Raw genomic sequence first — 16183 nt, 5'->3', positions numbered from 1 at the left:
ACACCCTGTGACCACACTCACCACTGCACCGCTCGCGCCCCTGCTGGAGCGCCTGTTCGAAGAAGTCGCCACCCTTTCGCCGCGCACCAGCGCGGCCATCGCCGATCTCTCCAGCGAAGAGCGCACACGGCTCATGCGCAGCAAGACCGAATACATCGACCTCTACGCACGCCTGAAAGACCTGCCGCTGCCCGTGTCGCGCGAAACCGGCACCTTGCTCTACATGCTGGCGCGCAACAGCGGCGCACGCACCGTCGTCGAGTTCGGTACCTCGTTCGGCATCTCGACGTTGTACCTCGCCGCGGCCCTTCGCGACAACGGCGGCGGCCGCCTCGTCACCACCGAGTTCGAACCCTCGAAGGTGGCGCGTGCTCGCGAGAACCTGAAGGCCGGCGGCCTCGACGACCTGGTGGAAATCCGGGTGGGCGACGCGCTGCAGACGCTCGCCGCCGACCTGCCCGACACCATCGACCTGCTGCTGCTCGACGGCGCCAAGGCGCTCTACCCGGAAATCCTGAGCCTGGTGGAAAGCCGCCTGCGGCCGGGCGCGCTGATCGTCGCTGACAACGCCGACCACAGCCCCGACTACCTGGCGCGTGTGCGCTCGACGGCCGCGGGCTACCTGTCGACGCCGTTCGCGGAAGACGTCGAGCTGTCGATGCGGCTCGGCTGAAAGCAGATCACCTTGAACAAGAGCCAATGAAAGAGCCCATGAAAAACCCAATGAACGTTTTCGTCACCGGCGCCACCGGCTGGGTCGGCTCTGCCGTGGTGCAGGAGCTGACCCGCGCGGGCCATCGCGTGACCGGCCTCGCGCGTTCCGACGACAAGGCCGCCGCGCTCGCCGCGGCGGGTGCGCAGGTCGTGCGCGGCACGCTCGACGACCTCGACACCCTGCGCAGCGCGGCCCGCGCGGCCGACGCGGTGATCCACACCGCCTTCAACCACGACTTCTCGAAGTTCGCGCAGAACGCCGAGCAGGACCGCCGCGCCATCGAGACGCTGGGGGCCGCGCTTGAGCACTCGCAGCGCCCGCTGCTCGTGACATCGGGCCTCGCGAAGCTCGCCACCGGCCGCGCCGCCACCGAGGCGGACATGCCCGGCGCCTCGTCGCCCCGCCAGTCGGACGCGGCCGCGCAGGCACTGGCCGCGCGCGGCGTGCGCGTTGCCACGGTGCGGCTCGCGCCGTCGGTGCACGGCCTGGGCGACCACGGCTTCGTGCCGATGCTGATCCGCATGGCGCGCGAGACGGGTGTGTCGGCCTACCTCGGCGAAGGCCTGAACCGCTGGGCCGGCGTGCACCGGCTGGACGCCGCGCGTGTCTTCCGGCTCGCGATGGAGCAGGGTGCCACCGAGGCCGTCTTCCATGCCGTGGCGGAAGAGGGCGTGCCGTTCAGGCACATCGCCGAGGTCATCGGCCGCCGGCTCGGCCTGCCGGTCGAATCGCGCGGGCGCGAGCACTTCGGCTGGTTCGCGGACTTCACGGGTGCGGACATGTCCGCATCGAGCGAGCGCACGCGCGCCGCGCTGGGCTGGACGCCGAGCGAGCCCGGCCTGCTGGCGGACATCGACCAGCCGGGGTACTACGCCTCGTAGACCTGATGCGTGCGCCATGCAGGCGCATGCGGCTTTCTCCGTGCCAGTCGCACTGGCCGTAAGCGTTTGACGTCAAGCAACGCACTCAACGGTCTTCATCGATCGGGGTGCGTGCTTTTCTTTTCATGCACGCCCGCCGGTGAGGACAGCCTGGACTGCAGGAACCATGTCTCTCCCATCCAACCCATCCAACCCATCCACGCAACCCGCGCCGGATGCATCTTCCGCGCGCCATCCGGCGCAGGGCCGCCTGCTGTTGCTCGCGGCCGTTCTCTTCATCTCGTACCTCTGCGTCGGCATGTCCCTGCCCGTGGTGCCGATCTTCGTGACCGGGCAACTCGGCCTGGGCAACGTCTGGGCGGGGCTTGGCGTGGGCATCGCCTTTCTTTCCACCGTGCTCACGCGCGCGCATGCCGGCACGCTGTCGGACAGCCGCGGCGCCAAGGTGGCGGCGGGCCGCGGGCTGGCCTTCTACATGGCCGGCGCGCTGATCTCGCTGGTCGCGGGCCTGCCGGGCCTTTCACCGTGGACGGCCTTTGCGGTGCTCATCGCGGGCCGCCTGCTGATCGGGCTGGGCGAGAGCCTGGTTGCGGTCGGCGTCATCGGCTGGGGCATCGGCCTCGTCGGTCCCGCGCGCTCGGGGCGGGTGCTGGCGCTGGTGGGCGCCGCGATCTACGGTGCGCTGGCCGTGGGCGGGCCCATCGGCCTCGCGCTGTTCGAGCGCTTCGGCTTCGCCGGCGCGATGGGCATCGGCGCGGTGTTGCCCGGCCTCGGGTTGCTGGCCATCTGGCGCCTTGCCGGCGTGGCCGCGCACCCCGGCGCGCAGCGGCCGTCGTTCTGGCGCGTGGTCGGCAGCACCGGGTGGCACGGCGCGGTGGTCTGCCTGCAGGGCATCGGCTTCGCCGCCATCGGCGCGTTCTTCACGCTCCATTTCATGGACCGCGGCTGGGGCCATGCGGGGCTGGGCCTGACGGCCTTCGGCAGCGGCTTCGTGCTGGTGCGCGTGCTCTTCGGTCACCTGCCGGACCGCGTGGGCGGCCTGCCCGTGGCCATCGCTTCGCTCGCGGTCGAGACAGTGGGGCAAGTGCTGATCTGGCGCGCGACCGACCCCCTGCTCGCGCTGGCCGGCGCGTTCCTCACGGGGCTCGGCTGCTCGATGATCTTTCCGGCAATGGGCCGCGAGGTCGTGCGCCTGGTGCAGCCGCATCTGCGCGGTGCGGCGCTGGGCGGGTTCTCCGCGTTCCAGGACGTCGCCTATGGGCTCACGGGGCCATTGGCCGGCTTGCTGGCCGACAGGGCCGGGTACGGCAATGTGTTCCTCATCGGCGCGGGTGCGGCGGCGGTGGGGTTGGTGATTGCGCTGTGGCTTCGGCGCTCGCAAGGTGCGGCGCGCTCCTCTTGAAGGTCCGCCGCAAAGGGAAGAGCCTGCGGGCGGGCTGATGTAAAAAGCGTGGCGCCACAGTTCACACCGCTCCCCGCCGACGCCTCTCGCATCCATGCTCGACTCCCTGCTCGCCTACCGACTCGACACCCCCGCACCCGGCACGCTGCGCGTGCGCCTCAGGCAAGTGCCGCTGACCGCGATGCTCGTGCTGCTGTGCGTGGCGCTCATGGGCATTCCGCTGGGCTTCGGCTACGAGATGGTGACGGGCCGTGACCCGCTCGATGCATTGAACGGGCAGAACGCCATGGCGCAGTTGCTGGGCGTGCTGGCGCTGGGCATGGTCTGCCTGGCCGGTCCCGCGGGCCTGTGGTTCTGGCCCCTGCGTGAAACGCTGGTGCTGTCGCGCAGCGATGCGCGCGGCTGGCGCATCACCTGCAACGTGTTCGGCCTGCGCCGCCGGATCGGCGAGGAGTTTCCGCTCGACGGCATGCGCGGGTTGTACCTGCGGGAGGCCAGTCGCGAGGCCTGTACGCATCTCTTGCCGGTGATGGTCGACCGGGATGGCGAGCCGCACCGGCTGCATTTCGAATCGGTGATGCTGTACCCCGGCTCGGCCCGCGCCGACAACTACCTGCGCGCGCTGGCCGATTTCTTCGAGAGCACGTGGCCCGCGCCGGTGAAGGACGCGGACGAGTGGACGCGGCTGCTGCTGGCGCTCAAGGAGCGCAAGTGGGCGCCTCCAAGCCATCGCGCCGGCGCGAGCCCGTCGTTGGCGTCGCCGGGCACGGCGGCCGCTCTTGCGGCCTCACCGCGCCGGCGACGTGCCGGCCGGCACGCGCCCCAGCCATCGGCGGTGCCATTGCAGGAGGTCGTTGAAGCCCCGGCGTTCGATTCGCCGTCGCTGTCGATGCCCGCGCGCGTTACCGTGGGCGTGGTCGGCATCTTCCTGGCGCTGCTCACGCTGAACAATTTCGTTGCGCTCGTGACCGGCCTGTTCTCCGGCCGGCTCGCGAGCAGCGGCAGCCGCTTTTCGAGCGGTACGCACGTCGTGCGCTTCGCCAAGGAACCCGTCTGGTTCATCGTGAACGCCGGCATGGAAACCTTCGGCGTGCTCATTCTCGCGATGTTTGCGTACGGCTGCGCGAAGGCGGTCCTGCTGTCGCCGGGCCTGCAACGCGACAAGGCGAGCGAACGCCGGAGCGCTTCGGCTGTGTCGCGGGCTGCGGACAAGCGCTAGTCGGCTCAGGCTGTGTCGAGCGCGGCCCAGGTCTTCGGGCCCACGATGCCGTCTGGAACCATGCCGCGCGAGTTCTGGAATCTTCTGACTGCTGCTTCGGTGTTTGCGCCGAACACGCCGTCATCGGGAAGGCCGCATTTTTTCTGGACGACCTTTACCAGTTCGTCCACCGATCCTCTTCGCAGAGTCGCGCGCGCGGCTGGTTGTCCTGCCGATGGTTGCGGCTCCGCCTTGGGGATCAGGCTTGGCGGCGGTGCCGTGTCGTCGATGATGGCCGCCACCGCCCGACGGAACGCGTCCATGTCGAAGTCCGGGTCGTTCTTGCGGCCGCTCGGCAACGCGTACTCCTTGTGCCCGGCACAGAAGAGGGCGGTTCGCCCAGCATGCCGCAGGATTGCCGCGACGCCCCTGCGGTAGGCGTCCAGTTGAACTTCAGGCCAGGGCCTGTTGTCAGGCAGGCCCGTGTTTTCCGCCTCGATGCCGATGAAGTTGGTGTTTCCGCCGGTCAGCCCTTGCCATGAGCCAGCGCCCGCGTGGTTGCACCGTCCCGCGGCCACGATGTAATACGTGCCGTCGCGGCCAAGCCCGAGTTGGGACAGCGGCCCTGGCAAGTCGCGGCGCCCCTCGATTAAGGTACGAAGGCTCGGCATGTTGCCTTGTCGCGGGCCCGCCGTGTGGTGGCACATGACACCGAGCACGCGGCCCATCTCGGCGCGGCCGCGCGATTCCCAGCCGGGCACCGGCGCTACCTTCAAGCCTGCGGATTCGAGCACCGCCGGCAGCCATGTGAGTGAGAAGCTCATGATGCGACCCCCCCTGTGGCAGGCGGAAGGTCAGCGTCGTCCGTGACGTTCTCTATGGCGGCGTCGCAGCCGTCGACGTGGTCTTCGTGGTCATCAGGCCCGGTCGATGCATTCGCCTCAGGCGGTAGCGCGGCCTCGGGTGTCTTTGCGATGGGGTCCTTGGCCGTTGCGTCGGGCGCAAGAGTCTTGCGCGTGGCCTTTACCGCTGCCTCTGCGGTCCGTGACGCGAAGTAGAAGCTGGTCACCGAGGTCATCAGAGTACCCACCAGAATCAGGAGCTGCTTGGCAAGATCTGTCGACTCGGTGCCCGGTGACTGTCGGAGGTGCACGGTGTACATCATGGTCTCCGGCGTGCAGGCTGGCTCTCCGGCGCCGCCGCATGACTCTGCAAGCACTCCCAGTACGCGATTGGAGGGCTCCTGGACCATCGCATTTTTCTGCGCGAGGCTCAGGTGGGAGACCTCGTAGGGGCTGCTCAGCGACTGATAGAGCATCACCGAGATGAGTGCGAACAGCACGATCAATGAGAGCGCAATGGCCGCGCGAATCGATCCAGGTGGCAGTGCGAGCGCCTCGGACTTGCAACTGAGGTCCAGCCGTGCGAACACGGTCGATATGAGCGAGAGCGCGCCGAACAGGATCATGATCCCGAAGATGGCCACGATGGGAAGGCCAACGGCGGAGTGCTTCTCCAGGCTCTTGATGCCCAGGACCAGCGCGATACTGGGCAGCACGATGAGCACCAGCCCAGCACCGAACGCCCCGCCAGTTGCCCGTTTGACCTGCTTCGTGAGCGACGGCTTGCCCAGTTCTTCCCCTGACTCATGACTCATGGAAGTCCTCCGTGGAGTGAGTGGCGAACAAGGTCGAAACATGGCGCAGGTGTTCGCGGCGACTGCGCGTGCAGTCTGATCCCTAAAGCCGGGCTTCACCTCCCCCGTTCATGGGAGCGCCAGTAGCTCGTTCTTGGCGACGGTTGGAGGCTTCGTCCGACGCAACCGCGCATGGGCGCCCGTTAGCGTGGTTGCTCCGAATCCAGGAACCGACGACATGCCCAAACACCCGCGAACCCTTCTTGCCAGCCCGCCGCTGCACATGGCCCTGGGTGTTGTGGCTGCCTTCATGATGGCCGGCTGCGCCGTGTCGCCGCCGACCATCACGCCCGTGAAGCAGGTCGACCTGCAGCGCTTCATGGGCGACTGGTACGTCATCGGCAACATCCCCACGCGGCCGGAGCGCAATGCGTTCAATGCGGTGGAGTCGTACAGCCTGAAGCCCGACGGCAGCATCGACACGCGCTTTCGCTACCGCGAGGGCGGCTTCGACGGCCCGCTGAAAACGATGAACCCCACGGGCACCGTGGTGCCGGGCACGAGCAACGCGGTGTGGGGCATGCAGTTCATCTGGCCGATCAAGGCGGAGTACGTGATCGTGGACATCGACCGCGACTACCAGCTCACCATCGTCGGCCGCAGCGACCGCGACTACGCATGGATCATGGCGCGCACGCCGGACATTCCCGAGCCCGTGTACCAGGCGGCCGTGACGCAGCTCAAGACGCTGGGCTACGCGGTCGACAAGCTGCGCCGCGTGCCGCAGCAATGGCCCGAAGACGCGGACGCGGCACCGAAGAAGTAGCCGCGGCCGCGAAAGGCGCGGCCCGCCTCAGAGGTGCATCGCGGCCAGCACGCCGATGGCCAGGCCCGCGACGGCCACGCCGTACATGCCGCGCTCCAGCCACTTCTTCTTTGTCAGCAGCGCGATGGCGGCCAGCGCGATCGACACCTGCAGCACGGTGGTGGCCTGCGCCCAGCGGTGGTGCTGGTGCATCTGCTCGTCGGACTGCGCGTCCCAGCGGGCCGAGTCGTCCTCGAGCTTTTTCGCGGCGGCCTGGATCTCGGTCTTTTCCTGCTCGTAGCGCGTCACCTTCGCCTGCCAGCCCTGGCGGCGCGCGTCGTCGGTGGCGGTGTCGCGCGCGAACTCGGCGAGCGCCTGCTTGGTGCTCTTCGACTGGAAGTAATTCCACTGGTTCGACGCCTCGGTCTTCTTGATGGCGGCGTTGTTCTTGTAGAGGCCGGCGTTGGCCTGCGTGGCCCCGCCCATGTACGAGAAGATCGCGCCCACCGTGGCAATGGCGGCGGTGCACACGGCGATCTTGCTGGTCGTGCTCATGCCGCCGCCTTTCGCGGCCGCGTCGTCGGCACCGTGGCCATGGCCGCCGGAAGCGGCGTGTTCGAGCTCGTGGTCGTGCGGGCCGTGCACGTGAAAACCGTGTCCTGACATGAGGTCCTTTGCATTCGCTTAAATTTCGGGGGCGCGCGAGTATGCACGGTCTTCATGACCGCTCTTCCGCGGGCATTCCCGCCCCGGCCAGGCCGCCCCGGCCAGGCCGGCCTGGCCTGGCTCAGCCCGCCGGCTGCACCGTCAGGTAGAACGGCGTCAGCGTGCCCGCCACGGGCCGCAGCAGCTTCAGCAGCAGCGCCCGGCCGTAGCCTTCGCCCGCGAGCCGCTTCAGCAGGTCGGAGAGCTGCGCCAGCGGCGTGCCGTCGCAGCCGACCAGGATGTCGCCGCTGCGCAGCCCGTCGCGCGCCGCGGCCGAGCCGGCCACCACCTCGACCACGCGCACGCCGGTGGCCACGGGCCAGTCGTTCTCGCGCACCCAGCGCCGGGGCAGGGCGACCGCCGCGCACTGCACGCCGAGCTTGCCGCGGCGCACCGCGCCGTGGCGCATGAGTTCGCCGGCCACCCAGCGCGCGGTGTCGATGGCCACCGCGAAGCTCAGGCCCTGCGCGGAAGGAATCACGGCCGTGTTCACGCCGATGACGTTGGCCGCGCTGTCCAGCAGCGGGCCGCCGGAGTTGCCGGGGTTCAGCGCCACGTCGGTCTGGATCACGTCCTCGATCATCCGGCCGCCGCGCGAGGGCAGGCTGCGGCCCAGCGCGCTCACGATGCCGGCGGTCACGGTGAAGTCGAAGCCCAGCGGGTTGCCCACTGCCACGGCCACCTGGCCCGGCTGCAGCGCGGCCGAGCTGCCCAGCGGCAGGAAGGCGGCGGGGTGCGACTCGATGCGCAGCACGGCGATGTCGGTCGAGGCGTCCTGCCCCACGAGGCGGGCGACGCTTTCGGTGCCGTCGGCAAAGGCCGCGCGCAGTTCGCCGGCGCCTTCGACCACGTGGGCGTTGGTGATGGTGAAGCCGTCGGGCGTGAACAGAAAGCCCGAGCCGCTGCCGTGCGCGGCCGCCGTGCCGCGCTGCGCGGGCTTTCGCACCTTGATGTGCGCGACAGCCGCGCTGGCCGTGTGGGCCACCTGGGTGACGGTGGCAGAGTAAGAGTCGAGAAGGAAGTCGTCGCGCGCGCCCATGGAGCACCTTTCAGTCGCCGGATTCCTTCGAAATGGCGGCGGCGCGCGGGGTTTTCAAGCCGCTGGCGGCTGGGGATCCTCCGGCGCAGGGTGGGCGCTCTCGCCGCGGAACGGCTGGCGCAGCTTGCGCAGGGTGTCGCGCACCCGCACCCGCCAGGCCGGCCCGCGGACCTTCGGCGGCGCGAACCGGGGCGGCATGGTGGCGGCCAGCGCCGCGTACTGCGAGCCCAGCAGGCCCGAGCCGAACGGGTCCTGGTGGTGTTTCAGGGCATGGCCGATCTGCATGAGCCGCATCGACGCGCCCGGTTCCCGGCGCCGCAGCGCCTCCACTTCTTCCGCATACCGCTCGGTCAGGCGCGCCCACTTCGAGAAGTCATGTCCGAATGCCGAAGCTTCGCTGTTCATCCTGGACCTTTCCTTTTTTGATCATCCGCGCCCCGGGGGCGGCCTGTGCGCCGTGCCGTTCCTGCCGGATTCGGGCGCTTGATGACTTATCGGAAGGTGTGGCCGGATGTTTAGTACGAAGCCCTTATTTTTTCTGAGGGTGGTGGCGCGGGCCCTGGCGGGGCCGGTGCAAAGGGTACGGGCCTACCCCTCGCAAAAATCGAAATGTAATACCAATTGACTGCCCCGTAGGCCCGCCGCGTAATGGCGCCGGCCGCTCATTTCGGCCGGCCACGGAACCGCCAAGGAGACACCCATGTCAGCAACGGTCGTTCAGTACGTGTTCAAGCCCAACCCCGGCACCAACATGCAGGACCTGGTCGGAATGATCAAGGAGGCCGCCGAAATGTGGCGCAAGCACGGGGCCGATGTGAGCCTGTGGAGCGTGCAGGTCGGCGAGATCGGCAACATGACATTCGTCGTGCGCTGCGAGTCCGCGGCCAAGCTCGGGGCCACGCTCGACGCCCTCAACGCCGACGCGGCCTTCGTCGCGTGGCGGGCCAGGAACGTGCAGGCGGGGCTGGCCTCGTGGGTTCGCAGCAACCAGGCTTACGAGATTCCCATCTGACGAGGCGGCCCGCCCGCGCCGGCGTTCAGATCTTCAGCGGTGCGAACGACTTGACCAGGTCGTCGAGCGCCTTCAGCTGCGTGAGGAACGGCTCCAGCTTGTCCAGCGGCAGCGCGCTCGGGCCGTCGCACTTGGCCTGCGCCGGATCGGGGTGCGCCTCGAGGAACAGGCCGGCCAGGCCGACCGCCATGCCGGCACGCGCCAGGTCGGCCACCTGCTCGCGGCGGCCACCGGAAGCGGCTGCGCCCGACTCGCGCTGCTGCAGCGCGTGGGTCACGTCGAAGATCACCGGCAGGTCTTGCGTGATCTTCTTCATCACGCCGAAGCCCAGCATGTCGACCACGAGGTTGTCGTAGCCGAAGCAGGTGCCGCGGTCGCACAGGATGAGCTTGTCGTTGCCGGCTTCCTTGAACTTCTCGACGATGTTGAGCATCTGCGAGGGGCTCAGGAACTGCGGCTTCTTGATGTTGATGACGCGGCCGGTTTTGGCCAGCGCCACCACCAGGTCGGTCTGCCGCGCCAGGAAGGCGGGCAGCTGCAGCACGTCGACCACCTCGGCCACCGGGGCGGCCTGGGCGATCTCGTGCACGTCGGTGAGCACGGGCACGCCGAAGGCGTCCTTCACGGCCTGCAGGATCTTCAGGCCCTCGTCGAGGCCGGGGCCGCGGTACGAGTGGATGGACGAGCGGTTGGCCTTGTCGAAGCTGCCCTTGAACACATAGGGAATGCCCAGCTTCTGCGTGACGCGCACGTACTCCTCGGCGCTGCGCAGCGCGAGGTCGCGCGACTCCAGCACGTTGACGCCGCCGAACAGAACGAAGGGAAGGCCGTTGCCGGTGCTGACTTTGGGGGTGATGGTGACGATGGACAAGGTTTTCTCCAGGCTGTTTGCCGCTATTGTCCTTCCGCTTCGATTGGCCCCGGCCGGCGCGTTGATACGAGGGGCCCGCCCTGACCGCCGGCCTGTTCGCCTGAATGAGGGCGGCGGGGCCTCACACGCCCCGCACACCCCCGTGCCCTGCGCGCACCCCTCAGCCGTTGTGCAACTGCACCGGTGCCGCAGCCGCCGTCGGCCCATGCTGCAAGGCCGCCGGCAGCCGGTTGTCCAGCCAGTCCATGCGCCAGGCCAGCACCACCATCGCGAGCACCAGCACGGCCGCCGCGGCAACGCCCGTGGCGCCATGCCGGTCGCGGTACGGGTCGCGCGCGATGCGCCGCGCGCCCGGCGGCACGCGCGCGGTCTGCGACAGCATGCCGCCGAGCCGCACGTTGACCTTCATGCGCCCGTTGATGGCCCAGCCGCTCGCGTCCAGGATCGGCCCCAGGCTGCGCTGGCGCAGCTTGAGCCACGCGATCAGCATGCTCGGGCCCGAGATGGCCAGCACGATGCCCAGCAAGGCCACCGGAATCCACTGCCCCAGGTCGACGAACTTGCCGAAGATGGCCACCAGCACGGCGCTGATGCTCCCCAGCGCCACGCCGATGGCGGCGACGGTGCCCACGTCGACGCGGCCCGTGGGGCGGGGCACGGCGGTCGGCACCTTCGCCGCGTCGGCGGCGTGGGCCTGGTCGGCCGTGGTGAGCCTGGTCGCAAAGCCGGTCAGGCCGGTCTGGCCGGCGGCCTCCTGCGCGGCGGCGCGCTTGGCCACCTGCTCCTCGATCACGCGCACGAACTTCTTGTACGGCGCGAAGAAGGCCTGCGCCACGCTGGTCGGGTTCTCGATCAGCTTGGTGATGGTGGCGTCCCAGTCGCGGCCCTGGCGGTCGTAGAAGACGCCGTTGCGCCCGACGAAGAGAAAGTCGACGTCGCCCGCGGTGAAGGCCGCGACGATGCTCATCTTCTGGCCCTGGCGCGTGCAGTCGCAGTACGCCAGGCAGGTCTTGGCCAGGCCCGCGAGCACGGCGTGCTTGGCCGTGTCCTGCACCTGCACCGTGAGCTCGCAGCTGCGGCCGTCCAGGTACAGCGTGCCGGCCTGGAAGATCGCGCCTTCGCGCCGATAGAAGGCCTTGAACGACACGAAGTTGTTCAGCAGCACGACCAGGTCGCGCTGCAGGCGAATGAGCTTCTCCAGATCGACCAGCAGCGCGTTGTGTTCTTCCGCGGCTTCGTCGTCCTTGATGAGCGCGAGCAGGGGCTCGCGCGCGGCCAGCAAGGCGTCGAGCTTGTCCAGCGGCAGCTCGGCGGCCCAGTTGCCGGGGCGCTTGGCCATCAGCGCCTGCAGCGGTGCCAGTTGCTGCTTGACGGCCAGCCAGTCGGTTTCCGAAAAGGCTTCCGAAAACTCGTCGCGCGCGCCCAGCAGCGGCACCACGGTGCGCGCGGCAAAGACCGCGATGGCATCGGCCCACGCGGGGTTGAGGCTGGTGCCCTGCAGCGGCAGCACGCAGCGCGGCGTGACGGGGGCCAGCGGCAAGTCGGCAATGGGCTCGGCCTGCAGGTCGAGCGTGTTGGCGCCGAGCTCGTCGTAGGCCTTGGGCGAAGGGTTGAGCGCGGTCACGGCCTGCGCGTCGAAGGCGGCGACGCGGCAGCGCGCGAAGAAGTCGTCGAGCTTGGCCTGCACCTTGTTGGCCGCGTCGGCCGCGGCCAGCGTGGCGTCGCCCAGCGGCATCAGCGTGCGGTCGCCCGCATCCGCCTGCACGTGCCAGTCGCGCGCCACCTGCACTTCACCGAAGAAGGCCTCGGTGCGCGCGCGGTCGATGCCCGGCGTTGCCTTGTGGCGGTCGGGCACGCTGCCGTGGACACGCATGACTTCGGCGATGGCAGCGCGCACCGCGTCGTCCTGCGCGGTGTCGGGCGTGACGATGCCGTCGCCGTTGAAGCGCATGGCGGCAAGCAGCTCGCCGCGGTCGGCAATGTCGGCGAGCGTGAGGGTGTCGGCCTCGGGCTTGCCCTGGATCTGCAGCAGGCGGCGCGCCTCCTCATGCAGCCGCGCACCCGCGGGCGTGTCCTCGTCGAGGTCACCGAGCGTGAGCACGTCGCTGCCTTGCAGCAGCACGTCGGGGTTGCGCAGGCGCGCGCACACCCATTCGCAGGCGGCCACCACTTCGGGCGGGCGCACGCGGCCGTCATGGTCGGCGTCGATCAGGTCGAGCGTGCGCGGATCGAAGTCGATGCCGCGCGTGGGGCAGGCCAGCGCCACCCAGAGCTTCTGGTCCAGCTCGCCGATGCGGGCGATGTCCTCGCCCGAGCGGAACACGACCTGGTCGGTGCCGCCCGCGCGAATGAACTGCCAGCGGTGGGCGGTGCCGGCTTGGCGACCGGGTGGGCTCGTGGCGCCCTGGGTGCTGGTGGTGGCCTGCGGGTGGGGTGTCAGCGGGGTCGCTTGCGTCATCGTCCGCGGCCCTGCGCTCAGACCGCGACCTTCTTGTGCTCGCCCAGGTTCTTCGGCGGCTCGCCCGTGATGGCGGCCTTGGCCATCTTGTAGAGCTGCACCATCTTGCTGTCGTCCACGTCCCAGTACTCGGCTTCGAGCACGGTCACGGCGAGCAGGCCGAGGTTGGGGTCGGTGGGGCCGTTGGGGAACCAGGCCTGCGCCATCTTGTTGAAGAGCGCTTCCTTCTTCGCCTGGTCCTCGAGCAGCGCGGCGCGGCCCGACACCGACACATAGCTGTCGTCGCCGGTGTTGGCGTAGGCGATGTTCACCGCCGGGTCGGTGGCGGTGTGGCGCGCGACATCGCCGTCCTTCGGCACGAAGAAGTAGAGCGTGCCCACGTCGTCGCCGTTCTTGTTCTGCGTGGTCAGCGGGTGGCTGTGCAGCTGGCCGTCGCCGTGGCGGTGGGTGAGCATGCCGAAGCGGGTGTCCTTGATGAGGTCCCAGAGCTTGCTGTGGTCGGTGGTGGTGGTCGTCATGTGGGGGCTCCAGAAAAAGAAGGTCGGTTGGATGAGCAGTGGAGCCTTCACCGTAAGCGCCCGCCTTGCGCTGTCTTGAGGACACACGGCGCACAGCCGTGTCGTCCCACACCGACACGGCATGCGTTGCCGTCCGAAGCGCGTAGGTGCTGTCCGTCCACCGGAGGCGGCATTGCCCTTGCGTCGTGTGCGGGCGCCATGGCTACGTTGGAGATCGACGGTGATGCCGTCCCTCGTATCTCCTCCCTTGCGAGGGCTTCGCTGCGTGATGGCAACGAGGCTTGAACCCGGCCCGGCGCTGGGTTCTTTTTTGTGGCCGGTTTTTGTGGCCTCGGGTCGCGAATGCAGACGCCCTGTCTGACCCGTGTCTTCATACAACCTTCAGCAGGCGCTCAGCGATTCTTCAGTCGCGCTGCCGACACTGGGCCTCCCGAAGAAGACATGCCCGCACAGAACGGGCCACGCCAATTGAATCGCCTGAAACTTTCCCTCCTGCTGGCCGCAGCAGCCATCCTCGCCGGCTGCGGCCACGACCACCATCACCGCAACCGGGACCGCGACCACAACGGCATTCCGGACCGCTACGAACGCAACCGCGACAGCGACGGCGACGGCGTGCCCGACCGCTACGACCGCCGGCCGGACAACCCGCGCAAATACTGAAGGGCTCCAGGAGACCGAGGTGCCCGCACCCTCAAGGCGCCTTGGGCTTCGACGACGGCTCCCACGAGTCCGGCGTGGTCGCCACCAGCGACTTGAAGTCCTTCCACGGCCGCGCACCCGAGATGCTGCGCCCGCCGACGATGACGGCCTTGGCGAACACCACCATGCGCTCGCGCAGGTAGTCGCGGTCGGACGCGGGCCAGGTCTCGATGGAATGCGGCCCGCGCGCCAGCACGATCTCCTTCACGCCGCGGATGCGGTTGTAGGCCGCCACGGTGCCTTCGAGCGTCTCGGCGCGGTCCCACAGGCCCTTGCCGAAGAAGGCCGCGGGCCAGCGGTCCATGCCCGCGAGCGTGGACGAGTTCGGGTAGAACACGATGTGGTGGTCGGCCGCCATGCCGCCCAGGAACAGGTTGCGGTCGGCCAGGTCGGGCGAGTCGCCCACGTAGCCCGCGCCGCTTGCAAAAGAAGACAGAAGGATCGCGCCGCGGATGTTGCGCATGTTCTTCGGCGGCGTGCAACTGGGCTGCGGCATGTCGAAGCTGCACTGCGCCACGTAGTTCTTCGTCATGGCCCAGGCGGTGGACATCGAGCCGCGCGAGTAGCCGCCCAGCACCAGCGGAATCTCGCCGGCCGGCATGCCCGCGAGCAGCCGCCCGCGCGTGGCCTCGCCCTCGAGCAGTTCGCCCTTGGGCGTGAGGATGCGCAGGCCGCGCCCGCTGTCCAGCGCGTTGAGCGCGCGGAACACGTCCTCGCCTTGTTCCAGCGTGTTGGTGTCGCTGAAGCCGCCCGAGAGGCCTTCGCCGCGCCGGTCGTAGGCCAGCACGTCGAAGCCGGCCTGGTTCAGCGCATAGAGGTTCTCGCGCCACCAGCGCTGGCCCATGGTCTCGGTGGTGGCGTTGGGGAAGCTGACGGGCACGGTCTTGCCGGTCTTCCCGTCGACGCGGTAGGAGGCCTCCTCGGGGTGCTGGATGGCCGTGAGCTGCCCGCCGCCGCCCGGCGCCATGATGGCCAGCGCGCGCACCTTCTTGCCCTTGCCGTTGTCCACGCCCGCGCCTTCGATGTACCAGCCGCGCAGCTTGATGTCGCCGGTCATCTTCAGGTCGATGCGCTCGAAGGTGTCGCGCGGCGCGGTGAACTCCACCACGTAGGTGCGCGCGTCGGCCTCGGCAATGCCTTCGCGGTAGGGCGCCTTGGCGAAGAAGGCGGGCCGGCGGATCTGCTTCAGGTCGACCTGGCCGTCGGGGTCGATCCTGCCGGAGGGGTCGACCACGCCGGTCGAGCGCGTGGCGCGCTCCTTGTTGGGCGGCAGCCAGCGCTGCATCTGCGCGTCGATGCGCTTGAAGCAGGCCGGGTCTTCCTTGCAGGCGCTCCAGCGGGCCTTGAGCTTTTCGTCGGTGAACTCGGCCACGTGGTAGTCGCCGCCCGCGTAGCCCGTGGGCGCGCGGTTGGCCGTCATGAGCACGGGCACGCACACCTTGGCGCCCGCGCTCCCCGTGCTTCCCGTTCCCCGTGCTTTTTGCGGCAGCAGGTAGCCGCCCATGGTCGCGTTGCGGTCGGTGCCGACCCAGGCGCTGCAGTCGGTGGGCGGCACCACGCTGGCCGCGGCCTGCCGCTGGGCTTCGCTGGCGCCGCTGCAGGCGGTGAGCACGAATGCGGCAGCCAGGGATGCGGCGGCGCAGCAGCGCAGCAGGGCGGGGCGCGAAGGGCACGAAGGGCGCAACGGGCGCGAAAGGCGCGAATGGATGGGCGTCATCGGCGGAAGCTGTAGATCTGGAGGCCCCGATCTTCGCCGTTTCCGCTCTCCGCCATCGAGGCCGAAGTCGTGTCCGGATGCAAGCGGGTGGCTCGCCGGTTGTAGGACTCGTCCTGCACGCGCATGCGCGTATTTCTCCTCTCCAACGCGGCTTGCGGCGCGCTGAATCGCCGCCGACCCGACAAGGAGACAAGACAGATGAACTTCGAAGGCATCTACTGCTTCGACACGGCCTGCGTGCGCTTTGCGTTCTACCCCGAAGGACCGGCGGGCCCGCGCGTGCTCGCGCAGATTTCCGAAGAAACCCTGCACGACGAGTTCGGCGCGCGCGAGACCGGCGACCAGCTGCTGGAGACGTGCCGCCTGCACTTCTATGCGATCGAGCCTGCCGCCGTGGCGCGCTACCGCACCGCGCAGCGCCAGCCGATCACGCTGACCATCGACGATTTCGCGCTGCACGCCTGAGCGCGGCGTGGCCTGAAAAGGTCACGAAAAAGACACGGGCAACTCTCCGACAAGGCGAG

At 69.1% G+C, this 16183-nt stretch carries 17 protein-coding genes; 8 read left to right on the top strand and 9 right to left on the bottom strand.

Translation table 11 applies throughout. The annotated features are described in order from the left end of the window. The first annotated feature begins 7 nt into the window (after positions 1 to 7). From BM004_RS06795 to BM004_RS06780, 4 genes are all read left to right on the top strand, one after another. Entirely contained in the window at positions 8 to 673 is a 666-nt protein-coding gene (locus tag BM004_RS06795; protein WP_093128681.1) for an O-methyltransferase, read from the top strand. A gap of 50 nt (positions 674 to 723) precedes the next feature. After that, on the top strand, positions 724 to 1596 hold the full coding sequence (locus BM004_RS06790) for an SDR family oxidoreductase (RefSeq protein ID WP_093212106.1): 873 nt from the start codon (positions 724 to 726) through the stop codon (positions 1594 to 1596). A gap of 166 nt (positions 1597 to 1762) precedes the next feature. After that, complete coding sequence (locus BM004_RS06785) at positions 1763 to 2998, top strand: arabinose transporter (RefSeq protein WP_093212104.1); 1236 nt, start codon at positions 1763 to 1765, stop codon at positions 2996 to 2998. 94 nt (positions 2999 to 3092) lie between these two features. After that, entirely contained in the window at positions 3093 to 4217 is a 1125-nt protein-coding gene (locus tag BM004_RS06780; RefSeq protein ID WP_093212102.1) for a hypothetical protein, read from the top strand. Positions 4218 to 4222: 5 nt separating this feature from the next. Here BM004_RS06780 and BM004_RS06775 read toward each other — a convergent pair whose 3' ends face one another. Continuing rightward, a complete protein-coding gene (locus BM004_RS06775) occupies positions 4223 to 5020 on the bottom strand; it encodes a peptidoglycan recognition protein family protein (protein ID WP_093212100.1) in 798 nt (265 codons plus the stop codon). Then, positions 5017 to 5853: a hypothetical protein gene (locus BM004_RS06770; RefSeq protein WP_093212097.1), complete on the bottom strand. Its 837-nt coding sequence runs from the start codon at positions 5851 to 5853 to the stop codon at positions 5017 to 5019. The genes BM004_RS06775 and BM004_RS06770 overlap by 4 nt, the downstream gene beginning before the upstream one ends. Before the next feature lie 217 nt (positions 5854 to 6070). Between BM004_RS06770 and BM004_RS06765 the strand changes: the two genes are divergently transcribed. Next, on the top strand, positions 6071 to 6658 hold the full coding sequence (locus tag BM004_RS06765; protein ID WP_256219818.1) for a lipocalin family protein: 588 nt from the start codon (positions 6071 to 6073) through the stop codon (positions 6656 to 6658). A 27-nt stretch (positions 6659 to 6685) separates the two neighbouring features. Here BM004_RS06765 and BM004_RS06760 read toward each other — a convergent pair whose 3' ends face one another. The 3 genes from BM004_RS06760 to BM004_RS06750 all read right to left on the bottom strand — a co-directional run bounded on the left by BM004_RS06760 (position 6686) and on the right by BM004_RS06750 (position 8786). Then, positions 6686 to 7303 (bottom strand): DUF4337 domain-containing protein, encoded by a 618-nt coding sequence (locus BM004_RS06760; RefSeq protein ID WP_093212093.1) that lies wholly within the window; start codon positions 7301 to 7303, stop codon positions 6686 to 6688. 121 nt (positions 7304 to 7424) lie between these two features. Further along, positions 7425 to 8381, bottom strand: coding sequence for a S1C family serine protease (locus BM004_RS06755; protein ID WP_093128688.1), 957 nt, complete (start codon positions 8379 to 8381; stop codon positions 7425 to 7427). A 54-nt stretch (positions 8382 to 8435) separates the two neighbouring features. After that, positions 8436 to 8786 (bottom strand): hypothetical protein, encoded by a 351-nt coding sequence (locus BM004_RS06750; protein ID WP_093128689.1) that lies wholly within the window; start codon positions 8784 to 8786, stop codon positions 8436 to 8438. A 295-nt stretch (positions 8787 to 9081) separates the two neighbouring features. On the opposite strand from BM004_RS06750, the gene BM004_RS06745 reads away from it, so the two are divergent. Continuing rightward, complete coding sequence (locus tag BM004_RS06745; protein ID WP_093128690.1) at positions 9082 to 9393, top strand: hypothetical protein; 312 nt, start codon at positions 9082 to 9084, stop codon at positions 9391 to 9393. A gap of 25 nt (positions 9394 to 9418) precedes the next feature. Here BM004_RS06745 and kdsA read toward each other — a convergent pair whose 3' ends face one another. From kdsA to BM004_RS06730, 3 genes are all read right to left on the bottom strand, one after another. After that, complete coding sequence (gene kdsA, locus BM004_RS06740; RefSeq protein ID WP_093212091.1) at positions 9419 to 10264, bottom strand: 3-deoxy-8-phosphooctulonate synthase; 846 nt, start codon at positions 10262 to 10264, stop codon at positions 9419 to 9421. A 160-nt stretch (positions 10265 to 10424) separates the two neighbouring features. After that, positions 10425 to 12722 carry a hypothetical protein gene (locus BM004_RS06735; RefSeq protein WP_256219817.1) on the bottom strand — a complete coding sequence of 766 codons (2298 nt, stop codon included), beginning with the start codon at positions 12720 to 12722 and terminating at the stop codon, positions 10425 to 10427. 17 nt (positions 12723 to 12739) lie between these two features. Further along, entirely contained in the window at positions 12740 to 13240 is a 501-nt protein-coding gene (locus tag BM004_RS06730) for a pyridoxamine 5'-phosphate oxidase family protein (RefSeq protein ID WP_093212089.1), read from the bottom strand. A gap of 468 nt (positions 13241 to 13708) precedes the next feature. Here BM004_RS06730 and BM004_RS06725 point away from each other — a divergent pair, with 468 nt between their 5' ends. Next, positions 13709 to 13903 (top strand): hypothetical protein, encoded by a 195-nt coding sequence (locus BM004_RS06725; RefSeq protein WP_256219816.1) that lies wholly within the window; start codon positions 13709 to 13711, stop codon positions 13901 to 13903. Between the two features lie 31 nt (positions 13904 to 13934). Here the strand turns inward: BM004_RS06725 and BM004_RS06720 are convergent, their stop codons facing one another. After that, positions 13935 to 15659 carry a lysophospholipase gene (locus BM004_RS06720; protein WP_256219815.1) on the bottom strand — a complete coding sequence of 575 codons (1725 nt, stop codon included), beginning with the start codon at positions 15657 to 15659 and terminating at the stop codon, positions 13935 to 13937. Positions 15660 to 15857: 198 nt separating this feature from the next. Between BM004_RS06720 and BM004_RS06715 the strand changes: the two genes are divergently transcribed. Beyond that, entirely contained in the window at positions 15858 to 16124 is a 267-nt protein-coding gene (locus tag BM004_RS06715) for a hypothetical protein (RefSeq protein WP_093128694.1), read from the top strand. Positions 16125 to 16183: the final 59 nt, after the last annotated feature.

The organism is Variovorax sp. OK212 (assembly GCF_900112425.1).
Lineage (GTDB): Bacteria > Pseudomonadota > Gammaproteobacteria > Burkholderiales > Burkholderiaceae_C > Variovorax.
Note: the sequence above shows the minus strand (reverse complement) of the source record. Positions and strands in the feature narration are given on the sequence as shown.